The sequence below is a fragment of the Spirillospora sp. CA-294931 genome, assembly GCF_050946795.1.
Classification (GTDB): domain Bacteria; phylum Actinomycetota; class Actinomycetes; order Streptosporangiales; family Streptosporangiaceae; genus Spirillospora.
On the sequence record NZ_CP192006.1, the window covers coordinates 7004488 to 7026149 of the forward strand.

General features: G+C 73.0%; 20 protein-coding genes and 1 pseudogene. 9 read left to right on the forward strand and 12 right to left on the reverse strand.

The genetic code is table 11. From position 1 onward, the window contains the following. Positions 1 to 9: 9 nt before the first annotated feature. Positions 10 to 393: an ACT domain-containing protein gene (locus ACQPY4_RS31550; RefSeq protein WP_433327060.1), complete on the forward strand. Its 384-nt coding sequence runs from the start codon at positions 10 to 12 to the stop codon at positions 391 to 393. On the opposite strand, the gene ACQPY4_RS31555 is transcribed toward ACQPY4_RS31550, so the two are convergent. Beyond that, positions 377 to 1243: an NUDIX domain-containing protein gene (locus tag ACQPY4_RS31555; protein WP_433327062.1), complete on the reverse strand. Its 867-nt coding sequence runs from the start codon at positions 1241 to 1243 to the stop codon at positions 377 to 379. The genes ACQPY4_RS31550 and ACQPY4_RS31555 overlap by 17 nt on opposite strands. A gap of 101 nt (positions 1244 to 1344) precedes the next feature. On the opposite strand from ACQPY4_RS31555, the gene ACQPY4_RS31560 reads away from it, so the two are divergent. The 3 genes from ACQPY4_RS31560 to ACQPY4_RS31570 are packed head-to-tail and all read left to right on the forward strand — an operon-like array spanning position 1345 to position 4020. Continuing rightward, positions 1345 to 1815 (forward strand): PaaI family thioesterase, encoded by a 471-nt coding sequence (locus ACQPY4_RS31560; protein WP_433327064.1) that lies wholly within the window; start codon positions 1345 to 1347, stop codon positions 1813 to 1815. 31 nt (positions 1816 to 1846) lie between these two features. Continuing rightward, complete coding sequence (gene sppA, locus ACQPY4_RS31565) at positions 1847 to 3550, forward strand: signal peptide peptidase SppA (protein ID WP_433327066.1); 1704 nt, start codon at positions 1847 to 1849, stop codon at positions 3548 to 3550. Between the two features lie 20 nt (positions 3551 to 3570). Further along, positions 3571 to 4020 carry a flavin reductase family protein gene (locus ACQPY4_RS31570; protein WP_433327068.1) on the forward strand — a complete coding sequence of 150 codons (450 nt, stop codon included), beginning with the start codon at positions 3571 to 3573 and terminating at the stop codon, positions 4018 to 4020. 21 nt (positions 4021 to 4041) lie between these two features. Here the strand turns inward: ACQPY4_RS31570 and hutI are convergent, their stop codons facing one another. The 6 genes from hutI to hutH all read right to left on the reverse strand — a co-directional run bounded on the left by hutI (position 4042) and on the right by hutH (position 12324). Beyond that, positions 4042 to 5208 (reverse strand): imidazolonepropionase, encoded by a 1167-nt coding sequence (hutI, locus tag ACQPY4_RS31575; protein ID WP_433327070.1) that lies wholly within the window; start codon positions 5206 to 5208, stop codon positions 4042 to 4044. 299 nt (positions 5209 to 5507) lie between these two features. Then, positions 5508 to 6404, reverse strand: coding sequence for a hypothetical protein (locus ACQPY4_RS31580; RefSeq protein ID WP_433327072.1), 897 nt, complete (start codon positions 6402 to 6404; stop codon positions 5508 to 5510). 127 nt (positions 6405 to 6531) lie between these two features. Then, on the reverse strand, positions 6532 to 7890 hold the full coding sequence (locus ACQPY4_RS31585; RefSeq protein WP_433327074.1) for a formimidoylglutamate deiminase: 1359 nt from the start codon (positions 7888 to 7890) through the stop codon (positions 6532 to 6534). Positions 7891 to 7900: 10 nt separating this feature from the next. Then, entirely contained in the window at positions 7901 to 9088 is a 1188-nt protein-coding gene (locus ACQPY4_RS31590) for an allantoate amidohydrolase (RefSeq protein ID WP_433327076.1), read from the reverse strand. 4 nt (positions 9089 to 9092) lie between these two features. Continuing rightward, the gene (hutU, locus tag ACQPY4_RS31595; protein WP_433327078.1) at positions 9093 to 10751 is read right to left on the reverse strand and encodes a urocanate hydratase; all 1659 of its coding nucleotides are present in this window, start codon (positions 10749 to 10751) and stop codon (positions 9093 to 9095) included. 28 nt (positions 10752 to 10779) lie between these two features. Continuing rightward, positions 10780 to 12324, reverse strand: a complete 1545-nt coding sequence (gene hutH / locus ACQPY4_RS31600) for a histidine ammonia-lyase (protein ID WP_433327080.1) — start codon at positions 12322 to 12324, stop codon at positions 10780 to 10782. Positions 12325 to 12451: 127 nt separating this feature from the next. Here hutH and ACQPY4_RS31605 point away from each other — a divergent pair, with 127 nt between their 5' ends. Together ACQPY4_RS31605 and ACQPY4_RS31610 are read left to right on the forward strand one after the other, a co-directional pair. Then, the gene (locus tag ACQPY4_RS31605) at positions 12452 to 13288 is read left to right on the forward strand and encodes a glutamate ABC transporter substrate-binding protein (RefSeq protein WP_433327082.1); all 837 of its coding nucleotides are present in this window, start codon (positions 12452 to 12454) and stop codon (positions 13286 to 13288) included. Between the two features lie 43 nt (positions 13289 to 13331). Then, the gene (locus tag ACQPY4_RS31610; protein WP_433327084.1) at positions 13332 to 14111 is read left to right on the forward strand and encodes an IclR family transcriptional regulator; all 780 of its coding nucleotides are present in this window, start codon (positions 13332 to 13334) and stop codon (positions 14109 to 14111) included. A gap of 9 nt (positions 14112 to 14120) precedes the next feature. Here the strand turns inward: ACQPY4_RS31610 and ACQPY4_RS31615 are convergent, their stop codons facing one another. The 4 genes and pseudogenes from ACQPY4_RS31615 to ACQPY4_RS31630 all read right to left on the reverse strand — a co-directional run. After that, positions 14121 to 15029, reverse strand: a complete 909-nt coding sequence (locus ACQPY4_RS31615) for an ABC transporter substrate-binding protein (protein WP_433327086.1) — start codon at positions 15027 to 15029, stop codon at positions 14121 to 14123. 40 nt (positions 15030 to 15069) lie between these two features. Continuing rightward, positions 15070 to 15768 (reverse strand): ABC transporter permease, encoded by a 699-nt coding sequence (locus tag ACQPY4_RS31620; RefSeq protein WP_433327089.1) that lies wholly within the window; start codon positions 15766 to 15768, stop codon positions 15070 to 15072. Continuing rightward, positions 15765 to 16505: an ABC transporter permease gene (locus tag ACQPY4_RS31625; protein WP_433327091.1), complete on the reverse strand. Its 741-nt coding sequence runs from the start codon at positions 16503 to 16505 to the stop codon at positions 15765 to 15767. Before ACQPY4_RS31625 ends, ACQPY4_RS31620 begins: the two co-directional genes overlap by 4 nt. 134 nt (positions 16506 to 16639) lie before the next feature. Next, positions 16640 to 17386 (reverse strand): annotated as a pseudogene (locus ACQPY4_RS31630) (ABC transporter ATP-binding protein); the annotation flags it as partial. Between the two features lie 186 nt (positions 17387 to 17572). Here ACQPY4_RS31630 and ACQPY4_RS31635 point away from each other — a divergent pair. Next, positions 17573 to 19039: an aromatic amino acid lyase gene (locus tag ACQPY4_RS31635; RefSeq protein WP_433327093.1), complete on the forward strand. Its 1467-nt coding sequence runs from the start codon at positions 17573 to 17575 to the stop codon at positions 19037 to 19039. An 8-nt stretch (positions 19040 to 19047) separates the two neighbouring features. On the opposite strand, the gene ACQPY4_RS31640 is transcribed toward ACQPY4_RS31635, so the two are convergent. Continuing rightward, positions 19048 to 20016: a LacI family DNA-binding transcriptional regulator gene (locus ACQPY4_RS31640; RefSeq protein ID WP_433327095.1), complete on the reverse strand. Its 969-nt coding sequence runs from the start codon at positions 20014 to 20016 to the stop codon at positions 19048 to 19050. Between the two features lie 160 nt (positions 20017 to 20176). Between ACQPY4_RS31640 and ACQPY4_RS31645 the strand changes: the two genes are divergently transcribed. Together ACQPY4_RS31645 and ACQPY4_RS31650 are read left to right on the forward strand one after the other, a co-directional pair. Further along, positions 20177 to 21082 (forward strand): amidohydrolase family protein, encoded by a 906-nt coding sequence (locus ACQPY4_RS31645; RefSeq protein WP_433327097.1) that lies wholly within the window; start codon positions 20177 to 20179, stop codon positions 21080 to 21082. Beyond that, positions 21072 to 21596 carry a cysteine dioxygenase gene (locus ACQPY4_RS31650; protein WP_433327099.1) on the forward strand — a complete coding sequence of 175 codons (525 nt, stop codon included), beginning with the start codon at positions 21072 to 21074 and terminating at the stop codon, positions 21594 to 21596. The genes ACQPY4_RS31645 and ACQPY4_RS31650 overlap by 11 nt, the downstream gene beginning before the upstream one ends. Positions 21597 to 21662: the final 66 nt, after the last annotated feature.

Below are 21662 nucleotides of genomic sequence, written 5' to 3' on the forward strand. Positions count from 1 at the left end.
CTGACGGCCATGTCGCTCTCGTCTCCGGTCTCGCAGCGCCTGGCCGTCGTCCCCACCCCGTTCCTGGTCGAGCACCAGCCGCACTCGACCCTGCCCGAGGACGACGAGTGGATCGCCGTGGTCCGGGCCCCCGAGGGCCTGACGGTGATCCGCGAGGCCCCGCACTACGCCGAGAACGACCGCTGGATCGGCCTGTACGGCGGCGAGACCGCCCACGGCCTGGAGACCACGGGAATGCTGGCCGCCCTGGTCGGCCCCCTCGCCGCCGCCGGAATCTCGGTCTTCGTCGCCTCCACCTACCACGCCGACCTGGTCCTGGTCCCCGAACGGAAGCTGGACGCCGCCATCGGCGCGCTCACCGACGCGGGCCACAGGGTCACCCGGGGGTCTTGAGCAAGTCCAGGAGCCAGCGGGGGCCGGTCACCGAGGCTCCGGCGGCGGTGCAGCGGGCGCGGAGTTCGCGGTCGGCGGTCACCACCAGGTAGGCGGCGTCGGGGTCGGGGTGGCTCACCAGCTCGACGATCTGGTCGTCGCCGCTCCCGGGGGCCGCGACCACGCGAACGCCCTCGATGGGCTCCACTCCCCTGGCCGCGCCCTCGACCACCAGGACGACCTCGGGGAAGCAGGTGTCGAACGCGCAGATTCCCTCGGGCATGCGGTCGATGCCCGCGTTGAGCCGCAGCAGGTCGTCGCGCAGGCGCGCGTTGGCGCCCGCCCGGTCCTTCCACCAGCCGTCGGCCCGCGCGCCGACCACGTTCGCCGCGTCCACCACCAGGACAACGCGTGCCATCACATCTCTCAACCCCGGCCACGAACGCGCGAACGGCGCGAACAGCCGCTTCTTGTCGACCTCCGCCACCGGCACCCACGCGGCGCGGCGCGTCTCGAACGAGGCGGGCCGCACGTGCTGGCGAGCGGCCACGTCGCCGATCACGGACGCGAAGCTCCAGCCGCCATGATCCTCCACCCGCGTCCCGAACACACGCACCGAAGCGACGTCGAGCGTGCATTCCTCGGAGGTCTCGCGCAGGGCGCCGGTCACCGGGTCCTCGTGGCTGTGCAGCGCGCCGCCGAACATGCCCCAGGTGCCGCCGCCGAGCCCCCACCAGGCGCGCTTCTGGAGCAGGACGCGGACGAGCCCGTCCTCGGGGTCGCGATGGAAGACCAGCAGGCCCGACGCGCCGAACCTGCCCCAGTGCGTGTGCCCGCGCCCGCACACGGCCCAGCCGTCCCCGTCGCCCATCTGGTGAACATACCGCCGCCCGGGGAGCGTGACGAAACCCACAAGCGTGGACGGGTTCGCTCCGAATACCATGCGGTGGAATGAATGATCAAGGGGGAAATGTGAGCGTCGACGCCGAGGCCGCCGAGCTGTGGAACACGCTTTCGGGGGCGGAGCTGATCCGTGCCATGGCCGACGGGCGCTTTCCCTCGGTGTCCGAGGTGGACGAGCACCTCGGCCAGAGCGTGGTGGGCGCCGAGGACGGGCTGGTCGAGCTGGCCTGGGCCCCGTCCGAGCGGCTGTGCAACCCGGCGGGCATCGTCCACGGGGGCTATATCGCGATGGTGCTCGACAACGCCGTCTGCATGGCGGGCGCCAGCACCTGCGAGCACTTCATGCCGATGTTCACGCTCAACCTGAACATCGAGTACCTGCGGGCCGTCAAGGCGGGCGAGAAGTACACGGCCGTCGGCACGTGCGTGCACGCGGGCCGCACCCGCATGGTGGCCAACGCCGTCATCAGCGACTCTCGGGGCAAACCGGTCGCGCAGGCGTCGGCGGCCGTCCTCCCCAACCAGGCATTCGCTCGCTGAGCCCATCGGGTCGAGCACATAGGCTTGGCCCATGGTGGATGCAGGCACGGTCGTCAACGTCATCAAGCAGGCCCGGGAGCGGCGCACCGCTCCCCTGGTCCTGGAGCTCGACCTCACCGACGGGATCATCGAGACCCCGCCCGCCGATCCCCTGGCCGCGCTGCTGTCGATGCGGCGCACGCACCTGCGCGACGTCCTCTCCGGCCTGCGCCGCGCCCGTGACGACAGCCGGGTGAAGGCGCTGGTCGTCAAGGTCACCTCCGGGGTGGGGCTGGCGATGGCCCAGGAGCTGCGCGACGCCGTCCGGGCCTTCCGCGACGCGGGCAAGCTCACCGTGGCCTGGGCCGAGACCTACGGCGAGGGCGGTGCGGGCACCGTCCCCTACTACCTGGCCACCGTGTTCGACCGCGTCTACCTCCAGCCCTCGGGCGAGGTGGGCCTGACCGGCGTCGCACTGGAGGAGCCGTTCTTCGCCGGTGCCCTGGAGAAGGCGGGCGTCAAGCCCCGCTTCGCCAAGCGGTACGAGTACAAGACCATGGCCAACACCTTCATGGAGAAGGCGTACACGCCCGAGCACCAGGAGTCCTCCCAGCGGCTGGTCGACTCGATCGGCGAGCAGCTGGTCGCGGGCATCGCCCACGCTCGGGGGCTGGCGGAGGACGACGTCCGCGCGCTGATCGACCGGGGGCCGCTGCTGGCGTCCGAGGCCCTGGAGGCGGGCCTGGTCGACCGGCTGGCCTACCGCGACGAGGTCTACGCCGACGTTCGCAAGGAGGCGGGCGCCGACGCCCAGCTGCGCTATGTCGCCCGCTACAACCGCACCAACGGGCTCAGCGAGCGGCTGCCCAAGCCCGGCCGCACCGACACCGTCGCCCTGATCAACGGGCACGGCCCGATCAGGCTCGGCCGCAGCGGACGCAGCGGGCCGCTCCCGGGGTCGGGCGTGGCGATGGGGTCCGACACGATCGGCGCGGCGATCCGCGCCGCCGTCCGCGACGACCGGGTCAAGGCGATCGTCTTCCGGGTCGACAGCCCGGGCGGCTCGGCGGTCGCCTCCGACACGATCTGGCGCGAGGTCGTGCTGGCCCGCAAGGCGGGCAAGCCGGTGATCGTGTCGATGGGCAACGTGGCCGCGTCCGGCGGCTACTACGTGGCGATGGCCGCCGACACGATCGTCGCCCAGCCCGGCACGATCACCGGCTCGATCGGGGTCGTGGTCGGCAAGGCCGTGGTCGACGACCTGCTCGAACGCGTCGGCGTGGGCATCGGCACCGTCGCCAGCGGCGAGCACGCCCGGATGTTCAGCGCCACCAAGGACTTCAGCGACTCGGAGTGGGCGCGCGTCAACGCCTCCCTCGACAGCATCTACGACGACTTCACCGCCAAGGCCGCCGAGGGCCGGGGCCTGTCGCGCGAGCGCGTGCACGAGCTGGCCAGGGGCCGCGTCTGGACGGGCGCCGACGCCAGGGAGAACGGCCTGGTCGACGAGCTCGGCGGCCTCGACCACGCGCTCGACCTGGCGCGCAAGAAGGGCGGGCTGGCCGCCGACGCGCCCGTGCGCACCTACCCGCACTCCTCGCCGCTGGAGCGGCTGCGCCCGCCCGAGTCCAGCGACGACCGGACGGCCGCCACCGCCCGCTTCGACGCGTGGGGCTCGCTGAGCGGCGTCGCCGCGCGGCTCGGCCTGCCCGCCGCGGGCCCGCTGACCCTGCCGGGCACCTGGGAGATCCGCTGACCGCCGGCTTCACCGATGCCGTGGCGCGGTTCGCCACCGGGGTGGTCGTGCTGACCGTGCGGGACGGCCGCGACGACCTCGGCACGACCGTCACCTCGTTCATGTCGGTCTCGCTCGAACCGCCGATGGTGCTCGCGGCGGTGTCGTCCTCGTCCTACCTGGCCGAGGTCCTGCACCGCCGCGACCACTGGGCCGCCACGGTGCTCGGCGCGCACCAGCGCGCCCTGGCGGGGCGCTTCGCCGCCGAGGGACGTCCGGGAGCCCGCATCCTGCTGGCGGGCGAGCCGCACCACCGCGGCCCCCGCTCCGACGCCCTGATCGTCGAGAACGGCCTCGCGTCCCTGGAGTGCGAGACCCGCCGGCGCGTCGAGGCGGGCGACCACACGCTGTTCGTCGCCGAGGTCCTGGCCGCCGACTACGTCTCCGAAGGCGGCACCCCGCTAGTGCGAGCCGACCGCCGCTATATGTGACCCAGCCCCCGTGACGCGTCGCTAGCGCTGGCGGATTCCGGCCTTCCACACCGCCGCCACCTGGGGCACGCCGGGACGGTACGCGAGATGGATGTGCGACGGCGCGTCCAGCACCAGGACGTCCGCGCGGCTTCCCACGGCCAGCCCGCCGACGTCGTCGCGGCGCAGCGCGCGCGCACCTCCGGCGGTCGCCGACCAGACGGCCTCGGCCGGGGTCAGGTTCATGTCCCGCACCGCCACGGCGATACAGAACGCCATGCTGGAGCTGTAGCACGAGCCGGGATTGCAGTCGGTCGCCAGCGCCACCGCGGCCCCGGCGTCGACCAGCCTCCGGGCGTCCGGGTACGGCTGCCGCGTGGAGAACTCGACCCCCGGGAGCAGGGTGGCCACCGTGTCCGATCCGGCGAGCGCCTCGACGTCCTCGTCCGAGAGGAACGTGCAGTGGTCGACGGCCGCGGCCCCCAGCTCGACGCCCAGCCGCACCCCGGGCCCGTGCCCGAGCTGGTTGGCGTGCAGCCGGGGCGTGAGCCCGGCCCGCTTCCCGGCGGTGAGGATCTCCCGGGTCTGGTCGGCGTCGAAGGCCACCGACTCGCAGAACACGTCGATCCACCGGGCGTGCGGCGCGCAGGCCGCGAGCATGTCGCCGGTCACCAGCCGGACGTAGCCCTCCGGGTCGTCGGCGTACTCGGCGGGCACCATATGGGCCCCCAGGTAGGTCACCTCGTCGGCGACCTCGGCCGCGATCCGGACCGCGCGCTCCTCCTGGTCCACCGTCAGCCCGTATCCGGACTTGCACTCCACGGTCGTGGTGCCCTGCCGCGCCATCTCCCCGACCAGCCGCCGCACGTTGGCCCGCAGCTCGTCGTCCGAGGCGTCCCGCGTGCGGGCCACCGTGGTCCGGATGCCGCCGCCGGTGTAGGGCTGCCCGCTCATCCGGGCGGCGAACTCCTCCGCCCGCTCCCCCGCGAACACCAGATGCGCGTGCGAGTCGACGAACCCCGGCAGGACGGCCCGTCCGGCCGCGTCGAACCGCTCGTCGGCCTCGGGCGCGTCCGCCGCGCGGCCCACCCAGGCGACCCGCTCGCCGTCCAGCACGACCGCCGCGTCCCGCACCAGCCCCAGGCCCCCCTCGCCCGCCCCGGGATCGTTGGTGACCAGCTCCCCGATTCCAGTGATCAGAATGCTCACCACCCCACAATCCCACGCCCCCTCCCCCGCACTCCCCGCCCACCCCACCCTCCCGTCTCAAACCCGAGACTTTCCGTCTCGGTCCAAGCAAGCGAATGCCCCTTCACTTTGAAAGCGAAGGGGCATTCGGAAAGCGCGAGCCCTCGGGGTCCAGGGGCAGAGCCCCTGGCGGGGGGCGCGGGGGCGCGGAGCCCCCGCCAAGGGCTGTGCCGCCCGCAACGGAGCGCTAGCGGAGTGGAGGGCGGCACAGACCGCCGGGGGCGTGGGGGGTCGTCTCCCCACACCAGTACAGCCCCCCACTACCAGCCAGGCGGCTGTTGGGGTGGGTAGCCCTGGCCGGGGGGCGGGGGTGGGGGCTGGCCGTAGCCCGGGGGTGGAGGCGGCGGGTAGCCGGGGCCTCCGGCGGGCTGGGCGGGTGGATAGCCCTGGCCCGGGGGTGGAGGCATCGGCGCGCCCTGGGGTGGGTAGGCGCCCTGCGGCGGGTACTGGCCGGGGGCGGGAGGTGGACCCGGGGGCATGCCGCCAGGCGGGGGCGGCATGTTGGACGGGGGCTTCTTGCCGCCCGAGACCAGCTTGGCGACCAGGCCGATGCCGCCCAGGACGACGACGCCGATCACGATGAAGATCAGCTTGCCGATCCCGCCGCCCTTGCGCTTGCGCTTGTAGGTGATCGAACTGCCGTCGTTGTCGTTGTCGTACGTCGTCAGGGGCGAGGCGCCCGAGGACGGCGTGGCGTACGGCGACGAGGACGGCGACGGCGCGCTGGCGCTGAGCGAGTTCAGCAGGGCCGTGAACCCGCGCGTCGGGTCGCGGTTGATGCTGGCGGCCGAGGTGAAGCGGTTCACGGCGGAGTCGAGGGCGATCCGGCTGTACCCGGACTGGGGCCCCGCCGCCAAGTACACGTAGTTGAGCGTCGGGTTGTACCCGACCACGACCGCGTTCGAGAGGATGCGCCGGGCCGAGATGTACTGCCCGAAACCCACCCGGGTGGACGGCGTGCGTGAGGTGTAGACCTTCACGGGAACGGAAATGGAGCTGGCAGCGGAGCGGACCTCGTAGGTCCGCAGGACGTTCGCGAAGTCGTAGACCTCGATCGACCTGGCCTGCGCCGAGGCCTTCTCCATCGGCTGTGCCGTCTCCAGCACCAGGAAGGTCGAGAACAGAACCGCCACCAGCGCCAGGGAGCGCCGCATCATTACCTATTTCCCCCCACAAGCGGACATCTAGACAGGGCAGACAACCACAACCGGGGGCATCCGCGCAGTAAAACCAGGATGATAGCGACACAATCGTCATGCAATGAACCCGGGTGGTTCCCCGCGGTCAGTCCTCCTCGGGTTCGGCGGTCACCTCGGCGATCGCCGCCGCCAGGGCCGCCGGGACGTCGTCCACCATCAGGTGGCGCCCCTCCGAGACGGTCTCGCGGCCCGAGACCACCACGTACCGGACGTCCGCGCCCGTCGCCGCGAACACGGCCGACTCGGCGGCGAACTCGGGGCCCGCTCCGGCCGTGCGGACGGAGTCGAGCGCGATCGTGACCAGGTCGGCGTACGCGCCGGGCTCCAGACGTCCGGCCTCGGGCCAGCCGAGCGCGGAGTGGCCGTTGGAGGTCGCGGCGGCCAGCAGCTCGCCCGCGCTCCAGTGGCCGCGCCTGCGGGTCCGCAGCCGCTCGTCCAGCTCGACGGCCCGCGCCTCCTCGAACAGGTCGATCACCGCGTGCTGGTCCGAGCCCAGGCAGATCGGGGCGCCGGCGTCGGCCAGGTCGCGGGCGGGGCCGATGCCGTCGGCCAGGTCGCGCTCGGTGGTCGGGCACATGCACACGCCGGTCGTGGTGGCGCCGAGCAGTCCGATGTCCTCCTCGGTGAGGTGGGTGGCGTGGACGGCGACAGCCCGGGCCCCGAGGGCTCCGGCGTCGGCCAGCAGGCGGGTGGGGGTCGTCCCGTATGCCTCCTGGCACGCCTCGTTCTCGGCGGGCTGCTCCGACAGGTGGACGTGCAGCGGCGCCTGCCGCTCCTTGGCCCAGCTCGCGATCGCGCTGAGCTGCTCGCGCGGCACCGCGCGGACGGAGTGGATCGCGGCGCCGACCCGGGCGTGCGGCCGACCGGTCTTGCCGGTCGATTCGAAGAGGCTGTCGACGCGCCGGGCCCAGTTGCCCGCGCTGCCGTCGCCGAAGCGCAGCTGGGTGCCCGTGAGCGGCGTGCCGATGCCCCCGGCGAGGTAGCAGGCGTCCAGCAGCGTGATCCGCACGCCCGCGTCGGCGGCGGCCTCGATCAGCGCCTGGCCCATCGCGTTGGGCTCGTCGTAGGGGTCACCGCCGGGACGGTGGTGCAGGTAGTGGAACTCCCCCACGCAGCTGATCCCGGCCAGGGCCATCTCCGCGAAAACGGCGGTGGCCAGGGCGCGGTAGGAGTCGGGGGTGAGCCGCTCGGCGACCTTGTACATCTGCTCGCGCCAGGTCCAGAACGTGCCCCGGTCGGTTTGGACGCGCCCCCGTAGGGCGCGGTGGAACGCGTGGGAATGGGCGTTGGCCAGACCGGGCAGGGTCAGGCCGGGCAGCCTCCGCGCGTCCGGCGGTGCCGGCACGCTGGGCGTGATGGTGGTGAAACGCTCTCCGTCGGCCTCGATGAGCACATCGCGGGCCACTTCGTCCCCGAGCCAGGCGAGCTCGGCATGCCATCGCATACTGGCAGTCCTACCCGCGCGCCAGGTCTTTGAGCACCGTCGCGAGGGCCTCGACCCCGGCGAGGCAGTCGTCGGGCTCGGCGTATTCGGACGGCGCGTGCGAGACGCCGGTCGGGTTGCGGACGAACAGCATCGCGGTCGGCACCCGGGACGCCAGGATGCCCGCGTCGTGCCCGGCGCCGGTCGGCAGCACCGGGACGCCGCCGAGCGCCTCGACCATCCGGTCGCGCAGGGCCGTGTCGAAGTCCACGACCTCGGTGTAGGACTCCTCGGCCACGCTCACCTCGACGCCGTCCTCGCGGGCGGCCCGGTGGACCTCCTCGACCGTGCGGCGGACGGCGTCGTCCACCGGTCCCCGGCTGTCGAGCCAGGCCGCGACCGACGACGGGATCGCGTTCACGCCCCCCGGGGTCACGTGCACCTTGCCGACGGTCGCGACCGTCCCGTTGCGTTCGGCGGCGTCCCGGGCGGCCAGCACCATCCGGGCGAACGCCAGCATCGGGTCGCGGCGGTCGGCCAGCAGCGTGGTCCCGGCGTGGTTGCCCTCGCCCGCGAAGTCGAACCGCCATCGGCCGTGCGGGACGATCGAGCTGGCCGCCCCCACCGGCACGGTCAGGGCCCGGCCCTGCTCGACATGGAGCTCCACGTAGCAGCCGATCCGGCCGAGCAGGTCCTCGTCGGGCCCGATCCGGCCGGGGTCCAGGCCGTCCCCGGCGAGCGCGTCGGCCACCGAGACGCCGTCGCGGTCGGTCAGGCCGCGCGCCCTGGCCGGGTCGATCGCACCGGCCAGCAGCCGCGAGCCCAGGCAGGCGACGCCGAACCTGGCGCCCTCCTCCTCGGCGAAGGCCGCGATCCCGATGGGGCGGCCCGGCCGGACGCCGCGCTCGCGCAGCAGGTCGACCGCCGCGAACGCCGACACGACGCCGAGCGGCCCGTCGAACGCGCCGCCACCGGGAACCGAGTCCAGATGGCTCCCGGTGACGACCGCGTCCTCCCGGACGCCGTTGTCCGGCAGCCACCAGGCGAACAGGTTGCCGTTGGCGTCGCGCTCCACGGTGAAGCCGCGGCCGCGCGCCTCGTCGAGGAACCAGTCGCGGCACTCCAGCTCCGGCGGCGTCCACGCGAAGCGGTCGTAGCCGCCGTGCTCGCGGTCCCGGCCGACGGGCAGCAGCGCCGCCCACATGTCCTCGAAGGCCACCGGCTCAGACCTCGGACATCGGGATGCGGACGCCGCGCTCGGCGGCGACCTCGGAGGCGCGGTCGTAGCCCGCGTCCACGTGCCGCATGACGCCCGTCCCGGGGTCGTTGGTGAGGACGCGCTCCAGCTTGCGGGCGGCCAGGTCGGTGCCGTCGGCCACGCAGACCTGGCCCGCGTGGATCGAGCGGCCGATGCCGACACCGCCGCCGTGGTGGATCGAGACCCAGGTGGCGCCGGACGCGGTGTTGAGCATGGCGTTCAGCAGCGGCCAGTCGGCGATGGCGTCCGAGCCGTCCAGCATGCCCTCGGTCTCGCGGTAGGGGCTGGCGACCGAGCCGCAGTCGAGGTGGTCGCGGCCGAGCACGATCGGCGCGCTGATCTCGCCCCGCGCGACCAGGTCGTTGAACAGCGCGCCCGCCTTGTCGCGCTCGCCGTAGCCGAGCCAGCAGATGCGGGACGGCAGTCCCTGGAAGTGGACCTTCTCCCCCGCCATCCTGATCCACCGGGTCAGCGGCTCGTTGTCGGGGAACAGGTCGAGGATCGCCTGGTCGGTGCGCGCGATGTCCTTGGGGTCGCCCGACAGCGCGGCCCAGCGGAACGGGCCCTTGCCCTCGCAGAACAGCGGCCTGATGTAGGCCGGGACGAACCCCGGGAAGTCGAAGGCGCGGTCGTACCCGTGCAGCTGGGCCTCGCCGCGGATGGAGTTGCCGTAGTCGAAGACCTCGGCGCCGGCGTCCTGGAAGCCGACCATGGCCTCGACGTGGACGGCCATCGACTCGCGGGCCTTGGCGATGAACCCGTCGCGGTCCTTGTCGCGCGCGGCGACCATGTCCTCGAACGCCACGCCCTGCGGCAGGTACATCAGCGGGTCGTGGGCGCTGGTCTGGTCGGTGACGATGTCGATGGGCGCGCCCCGGCGCAGCAGCTCGGGGACGAGGTCGGCGGCGTTGCCGAGAACGGCGATCGACAGCGGCCGCCGCGCGGCCTTGGCCTCCTCGGCCAGGCGCAGCGCCTCGTCCAGGTCGGCGGCCCTGGTGTCGCAGTAGCGGTGCGCGACGCGGCGGTCGATGCGCGAGGGGTCGCACTCGATGCAGATCGCGACGCCGCCGTTCATCGTCACGGCCAGCGGCTGGGCGCCGCCCATGCCGCCGAGCCCGGCGGTCAGCGTGATCGTCCCGGCCAGGGTGCCGCCGAAGCGCTTCTCCGCGACGGCGGCGAAGGTCTCGTAGGTGCCCTGGAGGATGCCCTGGGTGCCGATGTAGATCCAGGAACCGGCCGTCATCTGGCCGAACATCGTCAGCCCGAGCGACTCCAGCCGCCGGAACTCGGCCCAGTCGGCCCACTGCGGCACCAGGTTGGAGTTGGCGATCAGCACGCGCGGCGCCCACTCGTGGGTGCGGAAGATCCCCACCGGCTTGCCCGACTGGACGAGCAGCGTCTCGTCGCCCTCCAGGCCGTTCAGCCCGCGCACGATGCCGTCGAACGCGTCCCAGCTGCGGGCCGCCTTGCCGGAACCGCCGTAGACGACCAGCTCGTCGGGGTGCTCGGCCACCTCGGGGTCGAGGTTGTTCTGGATCATCCGCAGCGCGGCCTCCTGTCCCCACCCCTTGGTGGAGGTCAGCGCGGTGCCGCGCGGAGCGCGTACGGGACGGGGACCTGACATCGGGTGCCCTGCCTTTCGGGTTGTGGGGTCAGCTGAGGGGGCCGGCGACGCGTTCGGCGGCGGCGACCAGCGTTCCGTCGAGGACCAGGTCGGTGGCGGCCGCGATCTCCGGCGCCAGGTAGCGGTCGGGGCCGGGGCCGGGGACGCGCTCGCGCAGCGCCGCGACGACGGCGCCGGTCGCGGGGCCGGGACGCAGCGGTGTGCGCAGGTCGAGGGCGCGGGCGGCGGTGAGGATCTCGATGGCGACGACCTGGGCCAGGCCGTCCACGGACTTGCGGAGCTTGCGCGCCGCGTTCCAGCCCATGGAGACGTGGTCCTCCTGCATCGCCGAGCTGGGGATCGAGTCGGCCGAGGCGGGCATGGCCAGCCGCTTGAGGTCGGACACGATCGCGGCCTGGGTGTACTGGGCGATCATGTGGCCGGAGTCGACGCCGGGGTCGTCGGCCAGGAACGGCGGCAGCCCGGCCGAGCGGGCCTTGTCGAGCATCCGGTCGGTGCGGCGCTCGGACATCGAGGCGACGTCGGCCGCCGGGACGGCCAGGAAGTCCAGCACGTACGCGACGGGGGCGCCGTGGAAGTTGCCGTTGGACTCCACGCGGCCGTCGGGCAGCACGACCGGGTTGTCGACGGCCGAGGCCAGCTCGCGGGAGGCCACCAGCTCGGCGTGGGCGAGGGTGTCGCGGGCGGCGCCGTTCACCTGGGGCGAGCAGCGCAGCGAGTAGGCGTCCTGGACGCGGGTGCAGTCGGGCCCCCGGTGCGACTCCATGATCTCGGAGTCGGCGAGGAGGGCCCGCAGGTTGGCGGCCGAGGTGGCCTGTCCCGGGTGGGGGCGGAGCTCCTGGAGGTCGGCGGCGAACACCCGGTCGGTGCCCAGCAGCGCCTCGACGGTCATGGCGGCGGCCAGGTCGGCGGCGGTGAGCAGGCGGTGCAGGTCGCGAATGGCCAGGACGAGCATCCCGAGCATCCCGTCGGTGCCGTTGAGGAGCGCGAGCCCCTCCTTGGCGCCGAGCTCGACCGGCTCGATCCCGGCGGCGGCGAGCGCCTCGGCGGCGGGCCGCAGCTCGCCCCGGGCGTCCCTGACCTGTCCCTCGCCGATCAGGGCCAGCGCGACATGCGCGAGCGGGGCCAGGTCGCCGGAGCAGCCGAGGCTGCCGTGCTCGTGCACGATCGGCGTGATGCCCGCGTTGAGCAGCGCCGCCAGCGTCCTCGCGGTCACCGGCTGGACGCCCGTCCGCCCGCTGGCCAGGGTTCGCAGGCGCAGCAGCATCAGCGCGCGCACGACCTCCCGCTCGACCTCGGGGCCCGACCCGGCGGCGTGCGACCTGACGATGTTGAGCTGGAGCCTGGCCCGCAGCTCGGGCGCGATGTGCCGGGTGGCCAGCGCGCCGAACCCGGTCGACACGCCGTACACCGGCGTCGGACGGGACGCCAGCTCCTCGATGTGCGCCCGCGCGGCCTCGATGCCCTTGAGCGCCCGGTCGCTCAGCGCGACCGGGGCGCCGTCGCGCGCGACCGCGACGACCTGGTCGAAGGTCAGCGGATCCGGGCCGACCTCGATGTGCGTGTCCCCCATGCCGAAACTCATACCCACCATTGGAGCCTGAAGATCGCGCCTGGAGGAGGGCCGGAACCGAGTCTCTGTCTCAGATACGAGACTATAAGGGCCATCTCCGGGACACCGGCCGTTCACCGTCCGGTCGGTGCGGGCCGACATCGTGGGGTCCGTGCTCTCCGTCCTCGCGCGCACGGCCGGAGCCGCCGTCGCCGCGCTCACCCTGGCGGGCTGCGCCGCGTCCGCCACCGCCTCGATCTCCGGCGAGGACACGCTGGTGGTCGGGGTCAAGGCCGACCAGCCCGGCCTCGGCCTGGTCGAGGGCGGTGCCCACAAGGGCTTCGAGGTCGACGTCGGCACCTACATCGCGCGCAAGCTGGGCGCCGACCGCGTCACCTTCAGGACCGTCACCTCGGCCGACCGCGAGGACCAGCTGAACGACGGCAAGGTCGACCTGGTGCTGGCCTCGTACTCCATCACCGCCGACCGGGCCGCCAAGGTCACCTTCGGCGGGCCCTACTACGTCGCGCACCAGGACATCATGGTCCGCCGCGCCGACACGCGGATCCGCACCGTGCGCGACCTGCGCGGCCGCCGCATGTGCCAGGCCGCCGGGTCGGTCTCGACGCAGCGGGTGGTCAAGGGGCTCGGCGTCGCGACCGAGCTGGTGCCGTCCCCGTCCTACAGCGACTGCTTCGACAAGCTGCTGGCGGGCCAGGTGGACGCGGTGTCGACCGGCGACCTGGTGCTGGCCGGGTTCGCGGCACGCGGCCGGAACGCCGTGAAGATCGTCAATGCCCCGTTCACCGACGAGCCCTACGGCGTCGGCCTGCGCAAGGGCGACCTCGACGGCTGCGAGGGCGTCAACAAGGCCATCACGCGGATGTACCAGGACGGCACCGCCGCCCGCCTCCTGCACAAGTGGTTCGGGACGACCGGCCTCAACCTCACCGAGAGCGTCCCCGAGTTCGAGGGCTGCGCCTGACGCCCCGATGTGATTCGCTGCGACCGACGGGTAGGAGTGGCGAATGGGGCAGGTTCCGGCCGCGCGGCGCGCGCTGGCGGTGCTGCGGCTGCTGGCGGGCGCGGCGGGACCGCTCCCCGCCTCGTCGATCGCGCGCTCCCTCGACCTGCCCCGATCGAGCACCTACCACCTGCTCACGGCCATGGCCGAGGACGGCTTCGTGACCTACCTGCCGGGCGAGCGGCGCTGGGGGCTCGGGGTGGCGGCGTTCGAGATCGGCTCGGCCTACCTGCGCCACGAGCCGCTGGAACGGGTGGCCCGCCCGCTGCTGCGCCGCCTGGTCGACCGGGTCGGCGAGATCGCCCAGCTCGGCGTCCTGCACGGCGCCGAGACCCTCTACCTGCTCAAGGAGCAGCCGCGCAGGCACGCGACGCTGGTGACCGACGTCGGCGTCCGGATGCCCGCCCCGCTCACCGCCAGCGGCAGGTCGATGCTGGCGCACCTGCCCGCCGCCCAGGTCAGGGCGCTGTTCCCGGGCCCCTTCGTCGACCGGACGGGCCTGGGCCCCGGTTCGCTGCGCGAGCTGCGCCGCGAGCTGGCCGAGGACGCCAGGCGCGGCTGGTCGATCGAGGACGGCCATGTCACCGAGGGCCTGGCCAGCATCGCCGCCTGCGCCTTCGACCACACCGGCCACCCCACGGCGGCGATCACGGTCACCTTCCGCCGCGAGAAGCGTCCGCCGGAGTCGTGGCCGTCGCTGGCCGAGCCCATCAGGGCGACCGCCTCCGACCTCACCGCCCGCCTGGGCGGCCATCCCCCGGACGGCCGCCCCGGCGAACACTGACGGAGTCGATCAGGCGAGCCCGGACTTCTTCAGCCACTCCTTGGCGACGTCCTCGGGGTCGGCCTTGTCGGTCTCCATCTTGCCGTTCAGCTCGATCAGGTCCTGGGTGGTGAGCTTGGCCGAGACGGCGTTGAGCGCCGCCCTGGCGGTCTCGTTCACCTTGGACTTGTAGACCAGCGGCAGGACGTTCTGCGCGCCGAAGACGTTCTTGGGGTCCTCCAGCGCGACCAGCTTGTTCTTGGCGATCGCCGGGTTGGTGGTGAACAGGTTCCCGGCCTGGATCTGCCCCTTGGTCAGGTTGGACAGCGTGATCGGCCCGGTGTCGAGCGACTTGAACTGCTTGAACGTCAGGCCGTAGACCTTCTCCAGGCCGACCCAGCCCTGCTGGCGGGTCTTGAACTCCGGCGGCCCGCCGACGACCAGGTCCTTGGCGACCGGCTTGAGGTCCTCGATGGTCTTCAGCTTGTGCTTGGCCGCCGTCTCGGCCGTCACGACCAGGGCGTCCTTGTCCTCGGCCTTGGACGCCTGGAGGATCTCCAGCGCGGCGGGCAGCTTCTTCTTGAGCGCCGCGTCGACCGCCTCGGTGGTGCTGGCGGTGTCGGTCTTGTCGACCTTGGCCAGCAGCGCGCCGTTGTACTCGGGGAAGACGCTGATGGCGCCGCTCTCCACCTGGCCGTAGTAGACCTCGCGGGCACCGATCTTGAGCTTGCGCTCGACCTTGACGCCCTTGGCCTCCATCGCCTGCCCGTAGATCTCGGCGAGCAGCTCGCTCTCGGCGAAGTCGGCGGACCCGATCGTGACGGTCCCCGAGCCCTTGTCTCCGCTCTTCAGCGGATCGTCTCCGTCGCCGCCACCGCACGCGGCCAGCGCGAGCGCCGCCGCCAGCGCGACGGCCGCGCCACGAATCTTCCGGGACATATCCGTTCCTTCCTCAGGACGTGCATAGGGCGAGGTCTGATCAGGAGGTGGCGAATTCCAGCCGCACTCCCCGCGACACCACCAGGCGCCGCAGCACCGTGAAGACGGCCTGCACGAGCACCGCCATCGCGGCGACGAGGATCGCTCCGCCCGCCATCTGGTCGTACTCCTGGCGCGCGTAGCCGTCCACGATGTAGCGGCCGAAGCCGCCGAGCCCGACGTAGGCGGCCATCGTCGCGGTCGAGATGATCTGGATGGCGGCGGTGCGCAGGCCGAGGAGGATGAGCGGGAGGGCCACCGGCGTCTCCACGCGGAGCACCACCTGGAGGCCGGTCATGCCCATGCCCTCGGCGGCGTCGCGCAGGCCGGGCTCGACCTGCCGGACGCCCGCGTAGGCGTTCACCAGGACCGGCGGGACGGCGAGCACGATCAGGGGGATCAGCACGGGCACCAGGTCGCCCGCCGAGGTGACGACGGCGGCGAGGATGAGCAGGCCCAGCGTCGGCAGGGCGCGCGCGGCGTTGGCGGACGCCGTGACCAGGAACCCGGTGAGCGCGGCGAACCTGCCCCGGCGCACATGCCCGAGCAGCAGCCCCGCCGGGAGCGCGATCAGCACGGTGATCAGGAAGGCGAGCAGGGAGTACCACAGGTGCTCCACCAGGCGGCTGGGGATGCCGTCGGGACCGCTCCACTGCCGGGACTCGCCGAGCCAGGCCAGCGCGTCGAGAAGGGCGTTCACTGGTTGCCTCCCCCGGGGATCAGGGCCTGGTCGGTGGTCTTGACGCGGGCCGAACGGCCGCGTTCCCACGGGGTGAGCCATCGCTGGACGAGCAGCAGCACCAGATCGGACACCAGGGCCAGCGCGACGATCAGCACGATGCCCACGATCAGCGGGGTGGAGAAGTCGCGCCGCAGGCCGTCGGTGAACAACTCGCCCAGCCCGCCGATGCCGATGATGGCTCCCACGCTGACCAGGCTGATGTTGGAGACCGTCGCGACCCGGAGCCCGGCCATGACGACCGGGAGCGCGATCGGCAGCTCCACCTGGACCAGCCTGCGGATGTCGCCGAAGCCCATGGCGGTCGCCGACTTGCGGACGTGGTCGGGCACCGACCCGAGCCCGTCGACCACGCTCGGCACCAGCACCGAGAGCGTGTAGAGGGTCAGCGGGAAGATCACCGTCTGGTAGGTGAGCCCGGTGAAGGCGACCAGGACGACGAACAGCGCGATCGACGGGAGCGCGTAGAGGATGCTCGTGATCGCCAGGACCGGCGGGTACAGCAGCCGGTACCGGGCGCACAGGATGCCGAGCGGCAGCGCGATGAGCAGCCCGATGAGGACCGGCGTGAACGACAGGATCAGGTGTTCCTTGAGCGCCGTGGCGATGTCGTCGCCGAGGTTGCGCTCGATCCAGTCCCAGCGGATCAGGGGCTCGTCGTCGGCGGGGGCCGCCAGGGCGGCCAGCAGCGGGGTCACCGCTCGGCCGTCGGGTCGAAGCCGGTGTCGGTCTCGTCGCTGGTCTTGGCCATGCCCGCGTGCCGGACCACGGTGTGGGTGGCGGGACCCTGGACGATCGGGCCGGTGCCGCTCTCCTCGGCGTCCAGCTCCTGGAAGAAGCGCAGGCGGCGGATGCCGCGTTCGCCGCCGAGGAAGTCGCGGACGAAGTCGTCGGCGGGCTCGTTCAGAAGCTCGTCGGGGCCGGAGTACTGGGCCAGCTTGCCGCCGACCTTGAACACCGCGATGCGGTGGCCGAGCTTGACGGCCTCGTCGATGTCGTGGGTGACGAACACGATCGTCTTCTCGAGCTCGCTCTGCAGCCGCAAGAACTCCTGCTGGAGGCTGCCCCGCACGATCGGGTCGACGGCGCTGAACGGCTCGTCCATCAGCATGATCGGCGGGTCGGCCGCCAGCGCGCGGGCGACGCCGACGCGCTGCTGCTGGCCGCCGGAGAGCTGGATCGGGTAACGCTTGGCCATCGCGGGGTCGAGCCCGACGCGTTCGAGCAGCTCGTGGGCGCGGGCGCGGGCCTTCTTCTTGTCCCAGCCGAGCAGGTACGGCACGGTCGCGACGTTGTCGACGATCGTGCGGTGCGGGAAGAGCCCGGCCTGCTGGATAACGTAGCCGATGCCGCGCCGCAGCTTGGGCGGGTCGATCTCGCGCACGTTCCTGCCGTCGATGGCCACCACGCCCTCGGTGGAGTCGACCATCCGGTTGATCATGCGCAGGGTGGTGGTCTTCCCGCAGCCCGAGGGGCCGACGAGCACCGTGATGCGGCCCGCCTCGATCTCCAGGTCGAGCTTGTCGACGGCGATGGTGCCGTCCGGGTAGCGCTTGGTCACGCCCTCAAAGGTGATCAAACGATTCACGTCCTTCGGGGCGTCGCCACAACGCCGTGGTTCCTAGCCGACATGGTGATCACAGCCGTTCGTACCCAACAGTAGCCAACCCCCGCCGGCGGCACCGCGTGCGACCTGCCCGCCCGCGGGGACCAGGGCGGATCCAGAGCATACCGACCTGAATACTTCAGAAAGTAACGTGGGCCCGTGGAGAACAGCCGAATCGTTATCAACGGCACATCCCTTACCTGTGCCCAGGTAACGCGCGCAGCCCAGGGGGACGTCACGATCGAGGTCGCGGCCGAAGGGGTGAAGCGCGCCGCGGCCGCCTGGCGGGTCGCCCGGGACGTGGCCGCCGAGCAGCCCGTCTACGGCCGGACGACGGGCGTCGGCGCCAACCGCGTCGTGGACGTGGAATGGGAGGACTCCGACGCGCACGGGCTGCGCCTGCTGCGCAGCCACGCCGCGGGCGCCGGTCCGCTGATCGCGCCCGAGATCGCGCGGGCGATGCTCACGGTGCGGCTGAACCAGATCGCCGCGGGCGGCTCGGGCGTCGACCCGGACGTGCTGGCGGCGCTGGCGGACGCGCTGAACCTCGGGCTGCTGCCGCCCGTCCCGGTCTACGGCGCCATCGGCACCGGCGACCTGACCGCGCTGGCCTCGACCGCGCTGTGCCTGCTGGGCGAGCGCTCCTGGCTGGCGGGCACCGACGGCGGGCCCGAGCGGGGGCCGGGGTTCACGCTCAGGTCGGCCGACGCGCTGGCGTTCATCAGCTCCAACGCGGCCACGCTCGGGGAGTCGGCGCTGGCGGTCACCGATCTGCGGACGCTGGTGGCGGCCTCGACGGTCGTCGCCGCCCTGTCGCTGTTCGCCGTCCGCGGCTCGGAGGAGCCCTACGCGCCCGCCGTCCACGAGGCGTGCCCCCACCCCGGGCAGCGGGAGGTCGCGACCGCGATGCGGACGCTGCTGGCCTTCGAGCACGCCTCCCCGATGCGCATCCAGGACCCTTACGGCTATCGCGCGTTCCCCCAGGTGCACGGCCCGGCCCTGGAGGCGGCGCAATACGCCGAGGCGGTCGTCACGCGGGAGATCAACGCCGCCGCCGAGAACCCCCTGGTGGACGTGGCCGGGCGCACGGTCTGGCACAACGGGAACTTCCACACCGCCTATGTCGGCCTGGCGCTCGACGCGGCCCGCGCGGCGCTCTTCCAGACCATGGCGCTGTCGTCGGCGCGGCTCGGCACCCTGGCCGAGCCCTCCTTCACCGGGCTCTACCCGTTCCAGGGGGCCACCGAGGCGTCGTCCGGGATCATGATCCTTGAGTACGTGGCGCACTCCGCCCTGGCCGACGTCCGCAGGCTGGCGACCCCGGCGGCGCTGGGGAGCGCCGTGCTCTCGCGGGGCGTGGAGGAGCACGCCGGGTTCTCCACCCAGTCGGCGCGGGCGACCACCGAGACCGTCGCCGCCTACCGGATCGGGCTCGGGTGCGAGCTGGTCGCCGCCACGCGCGCTCTGCGCATGCAGGGACGTGCCCCCGCCGGGGGGCCGCTCAAGGCCGCCTACGACCTGGCCACCGCCGTGATGGACCCGCGCGTGGAGGACCGGCCGCTGGACGCCGACATCGCCCTCGCCGCTGATCTGCTGCCTCGTCTGGCCCACGAATGCGCTCCCTGAGCGGCCGGTCAGAGGGCGCCCGCGGTGGAGGCGCGGACGCGGAGTTCGGGTTCGGTCACGACCCGCCTGCCCCGGGAGGGGTCGTCGATCACGTCGACGACCAGGCCCACGGCGGCCTCGACGACGCCGTCGATGTCCCAGTCGACGGTGGTGAGCGGCGGGGTGAGCAGGGCCGACATGGGATGGCTGTCGTAGCCGCAGACGGCCAGGTCGCCGGGGACGTCCAGGCCCAGCTCGCGGGTGGCCGCGTAGACGCCGTAGGCGATGGAGTCGGAGAAGCAGAACACCGCCGAGGGGCGGTCGGGGGTCTTGAGCATCCGGAACGCCGCGTCGGTGGCCTCTTCCAGCGACTGGGGGGCCACGACGACCTCGACCTCCAGCCGCAGCCGCTCGGCCTCGGCGTTGACGTGGACGTCGGCCGGGCGGTCGGGGGTGCTGGCCCGGGTGGGGGTGAAGACGGCGACGCGGCGGTGGCCGAGCTCGCGCAGGTGCTCCAGGGCCAGGGTGACGCCGCGCCGGTTGTCGAAGACCACCTCGCCCTGGGAGCGCCCTCCGTCGAGGGCGTCGCCGATCGACACGACGGGCATGGCCTCGGCCAGCTCGGCCCAGAGCGAGGCCGAGGGGTCGAGGGGCTGGACGATGAGGCCGTCGACCCGCTGGTCGCGCAGCTGGCGGGCCATCGCCAGCTCGCGCTCGGGGTCGCTGACGGCGTCGACGATCAGCGCGTAGCGGTCGCGGGCCAGCAGGCCCCGGCCGATGCCGACCGCGAGGGACTGCTGCCAGTAGTCGCCGAGCGAGCCGCAGAGCACGCCGACCATGCCGGTGCGGCCGCTGGCCAGGGCGCGCGCGATCGGGTGGGCCTCGTACCCCAGTTCGTCGGCGGCGGCCCTGACCCGCTCCTGGGTCTCCTCCGAGGTCTGGATGCCGCGAAGCGCGTACGACACGGCGGCAGGCGACAGCCCCGTCGCCTGTGCCACCTCTCGAATGGTCGCGCGTTTGCGCCTGTCGGGCACCCCCTCACCCTAGAGGGTGCCTGCGACAAGACCGGCTCCGACTTGACGGCGGGGCAGCTTAACCGGTTCACTGAAACGGTTAACTGATGCGGTTCAGTAGATTTCCGACGAAAGGACGACTCGCGTGGCCGGCATCGACGTGCACCAGCATCTCTGGGGGCCTCCCCTGGTCAGCGCGCTGCGGAGCCGCCGCGAACCGCCCTTCCTCGACGGCTGGACGCTGCGTCTGGAGGGCGAGCCGCCCTACGAGGTGAACCCGTCCGATCACGACGCCGCCCGGCGTGCCGGGCTGGTCGGGGCCGACGGCCTGGAGCGCGCCCTGGTCTCGCTGTCGTCGCCGCTGGGCATCGAATGGCTGCCGGACGCCGAAGCGCGTCCCCTGCTGGACGCCTATCACGAGGGCGCCGCCGCGCTGCCGCCGGAGTTCGGCGCGTGGGCGGCCGCCAACGTCCGCGACATCGACCCCGGGGCGGCCGCCGAGGCCCTGGACGCCGGGTTCGCCGGTCTCCAGCTCCCCGCGACCGCGCTGCTGGACGCCTCCGGGTACGCCCGCTGCGCGCCCCTCCTCGACCTGCTCGAATCGCGAGGGCTCCCCCTCTTCGTCCACCCGGGGGCCGCGCCCCCGACCCCGGACGCCCCCGCGTGGTGGCCGGCGCTCGTGCCCTACGTCCAGCAGATGCACGCCGCCTGGTTCGCGTTCCGCACCTCCGGGCGGCCCCGCCACCCGAACCTGCGCGTCTGCTTCGCCATGCTCGCGGGCCTGGCCCCGCTGCACGGCGAGCGGCTGGCGGCGCGCGGCGGCGGGCGCGGCACGGTCGACCCGGCGGCCTTCGTCGAGACGTCCTCCTACGGCCCCCGCGCCGTCGACGCCGCCGCGCGCGCGATCGGCGTCGACGTGGTCGTCCACGGCACCGACCGGCCCTACGCCGGGCCGAGCGACCCGGCCATGGGCGAGGCCGCCCACCACGCCATCCGCGTCAGCAACCCCCACCGACTATTGAACGGAAAGGAGCCAGAAGATGCCGCCTGAGGTCGCCTCCCCCGAGGCCGGACCCCTCGCCCACCTGCCGAACCGCCCCCTGGACCGGCAGGAGCTGCGCGAGTTGGTCGACCGTCTCGCCGAGCAACCCGGGCTTTGGCGCAAGCACGTCGCCTTCAGCGCCGACGAGCGCCACTACGCCTCGCTGCACCGCGACGAGTACGTCGACGTGTGGGTCCTGTGCTGGACGCCGGAGAACGACACCGGCTGGCACGACCACGACACGTCCTCGGGCGCGGTCCGGGTCGTGGCCGGTGCCCTGGAGGAGTGCAACCCGCGCATCGGCGGCGCCCATGTCAGGACGGTCGTCGGCGAGGGTTCGTCGTTCTCGTTCGGCCCCGAGCACATCCACCGGCTGACCGGCGCGGACGAGGCGAGCGTGTCCATCCACGCCTACTCGCCGCCCCTGTGGCGCCTGGGCCAGTACTCCATCGACGACGGCGGCGTCATGCGCCGCGTCTCGGTCAGCTATGCCGACGAGCTCCGTCCGATAGCCCCGGCATAAGAGAGAGCGGGCCAGCCTGTCCCCGCCCTGGCACTGGCTGACCCGCCCTCTCTTTCCTTCAGCGCC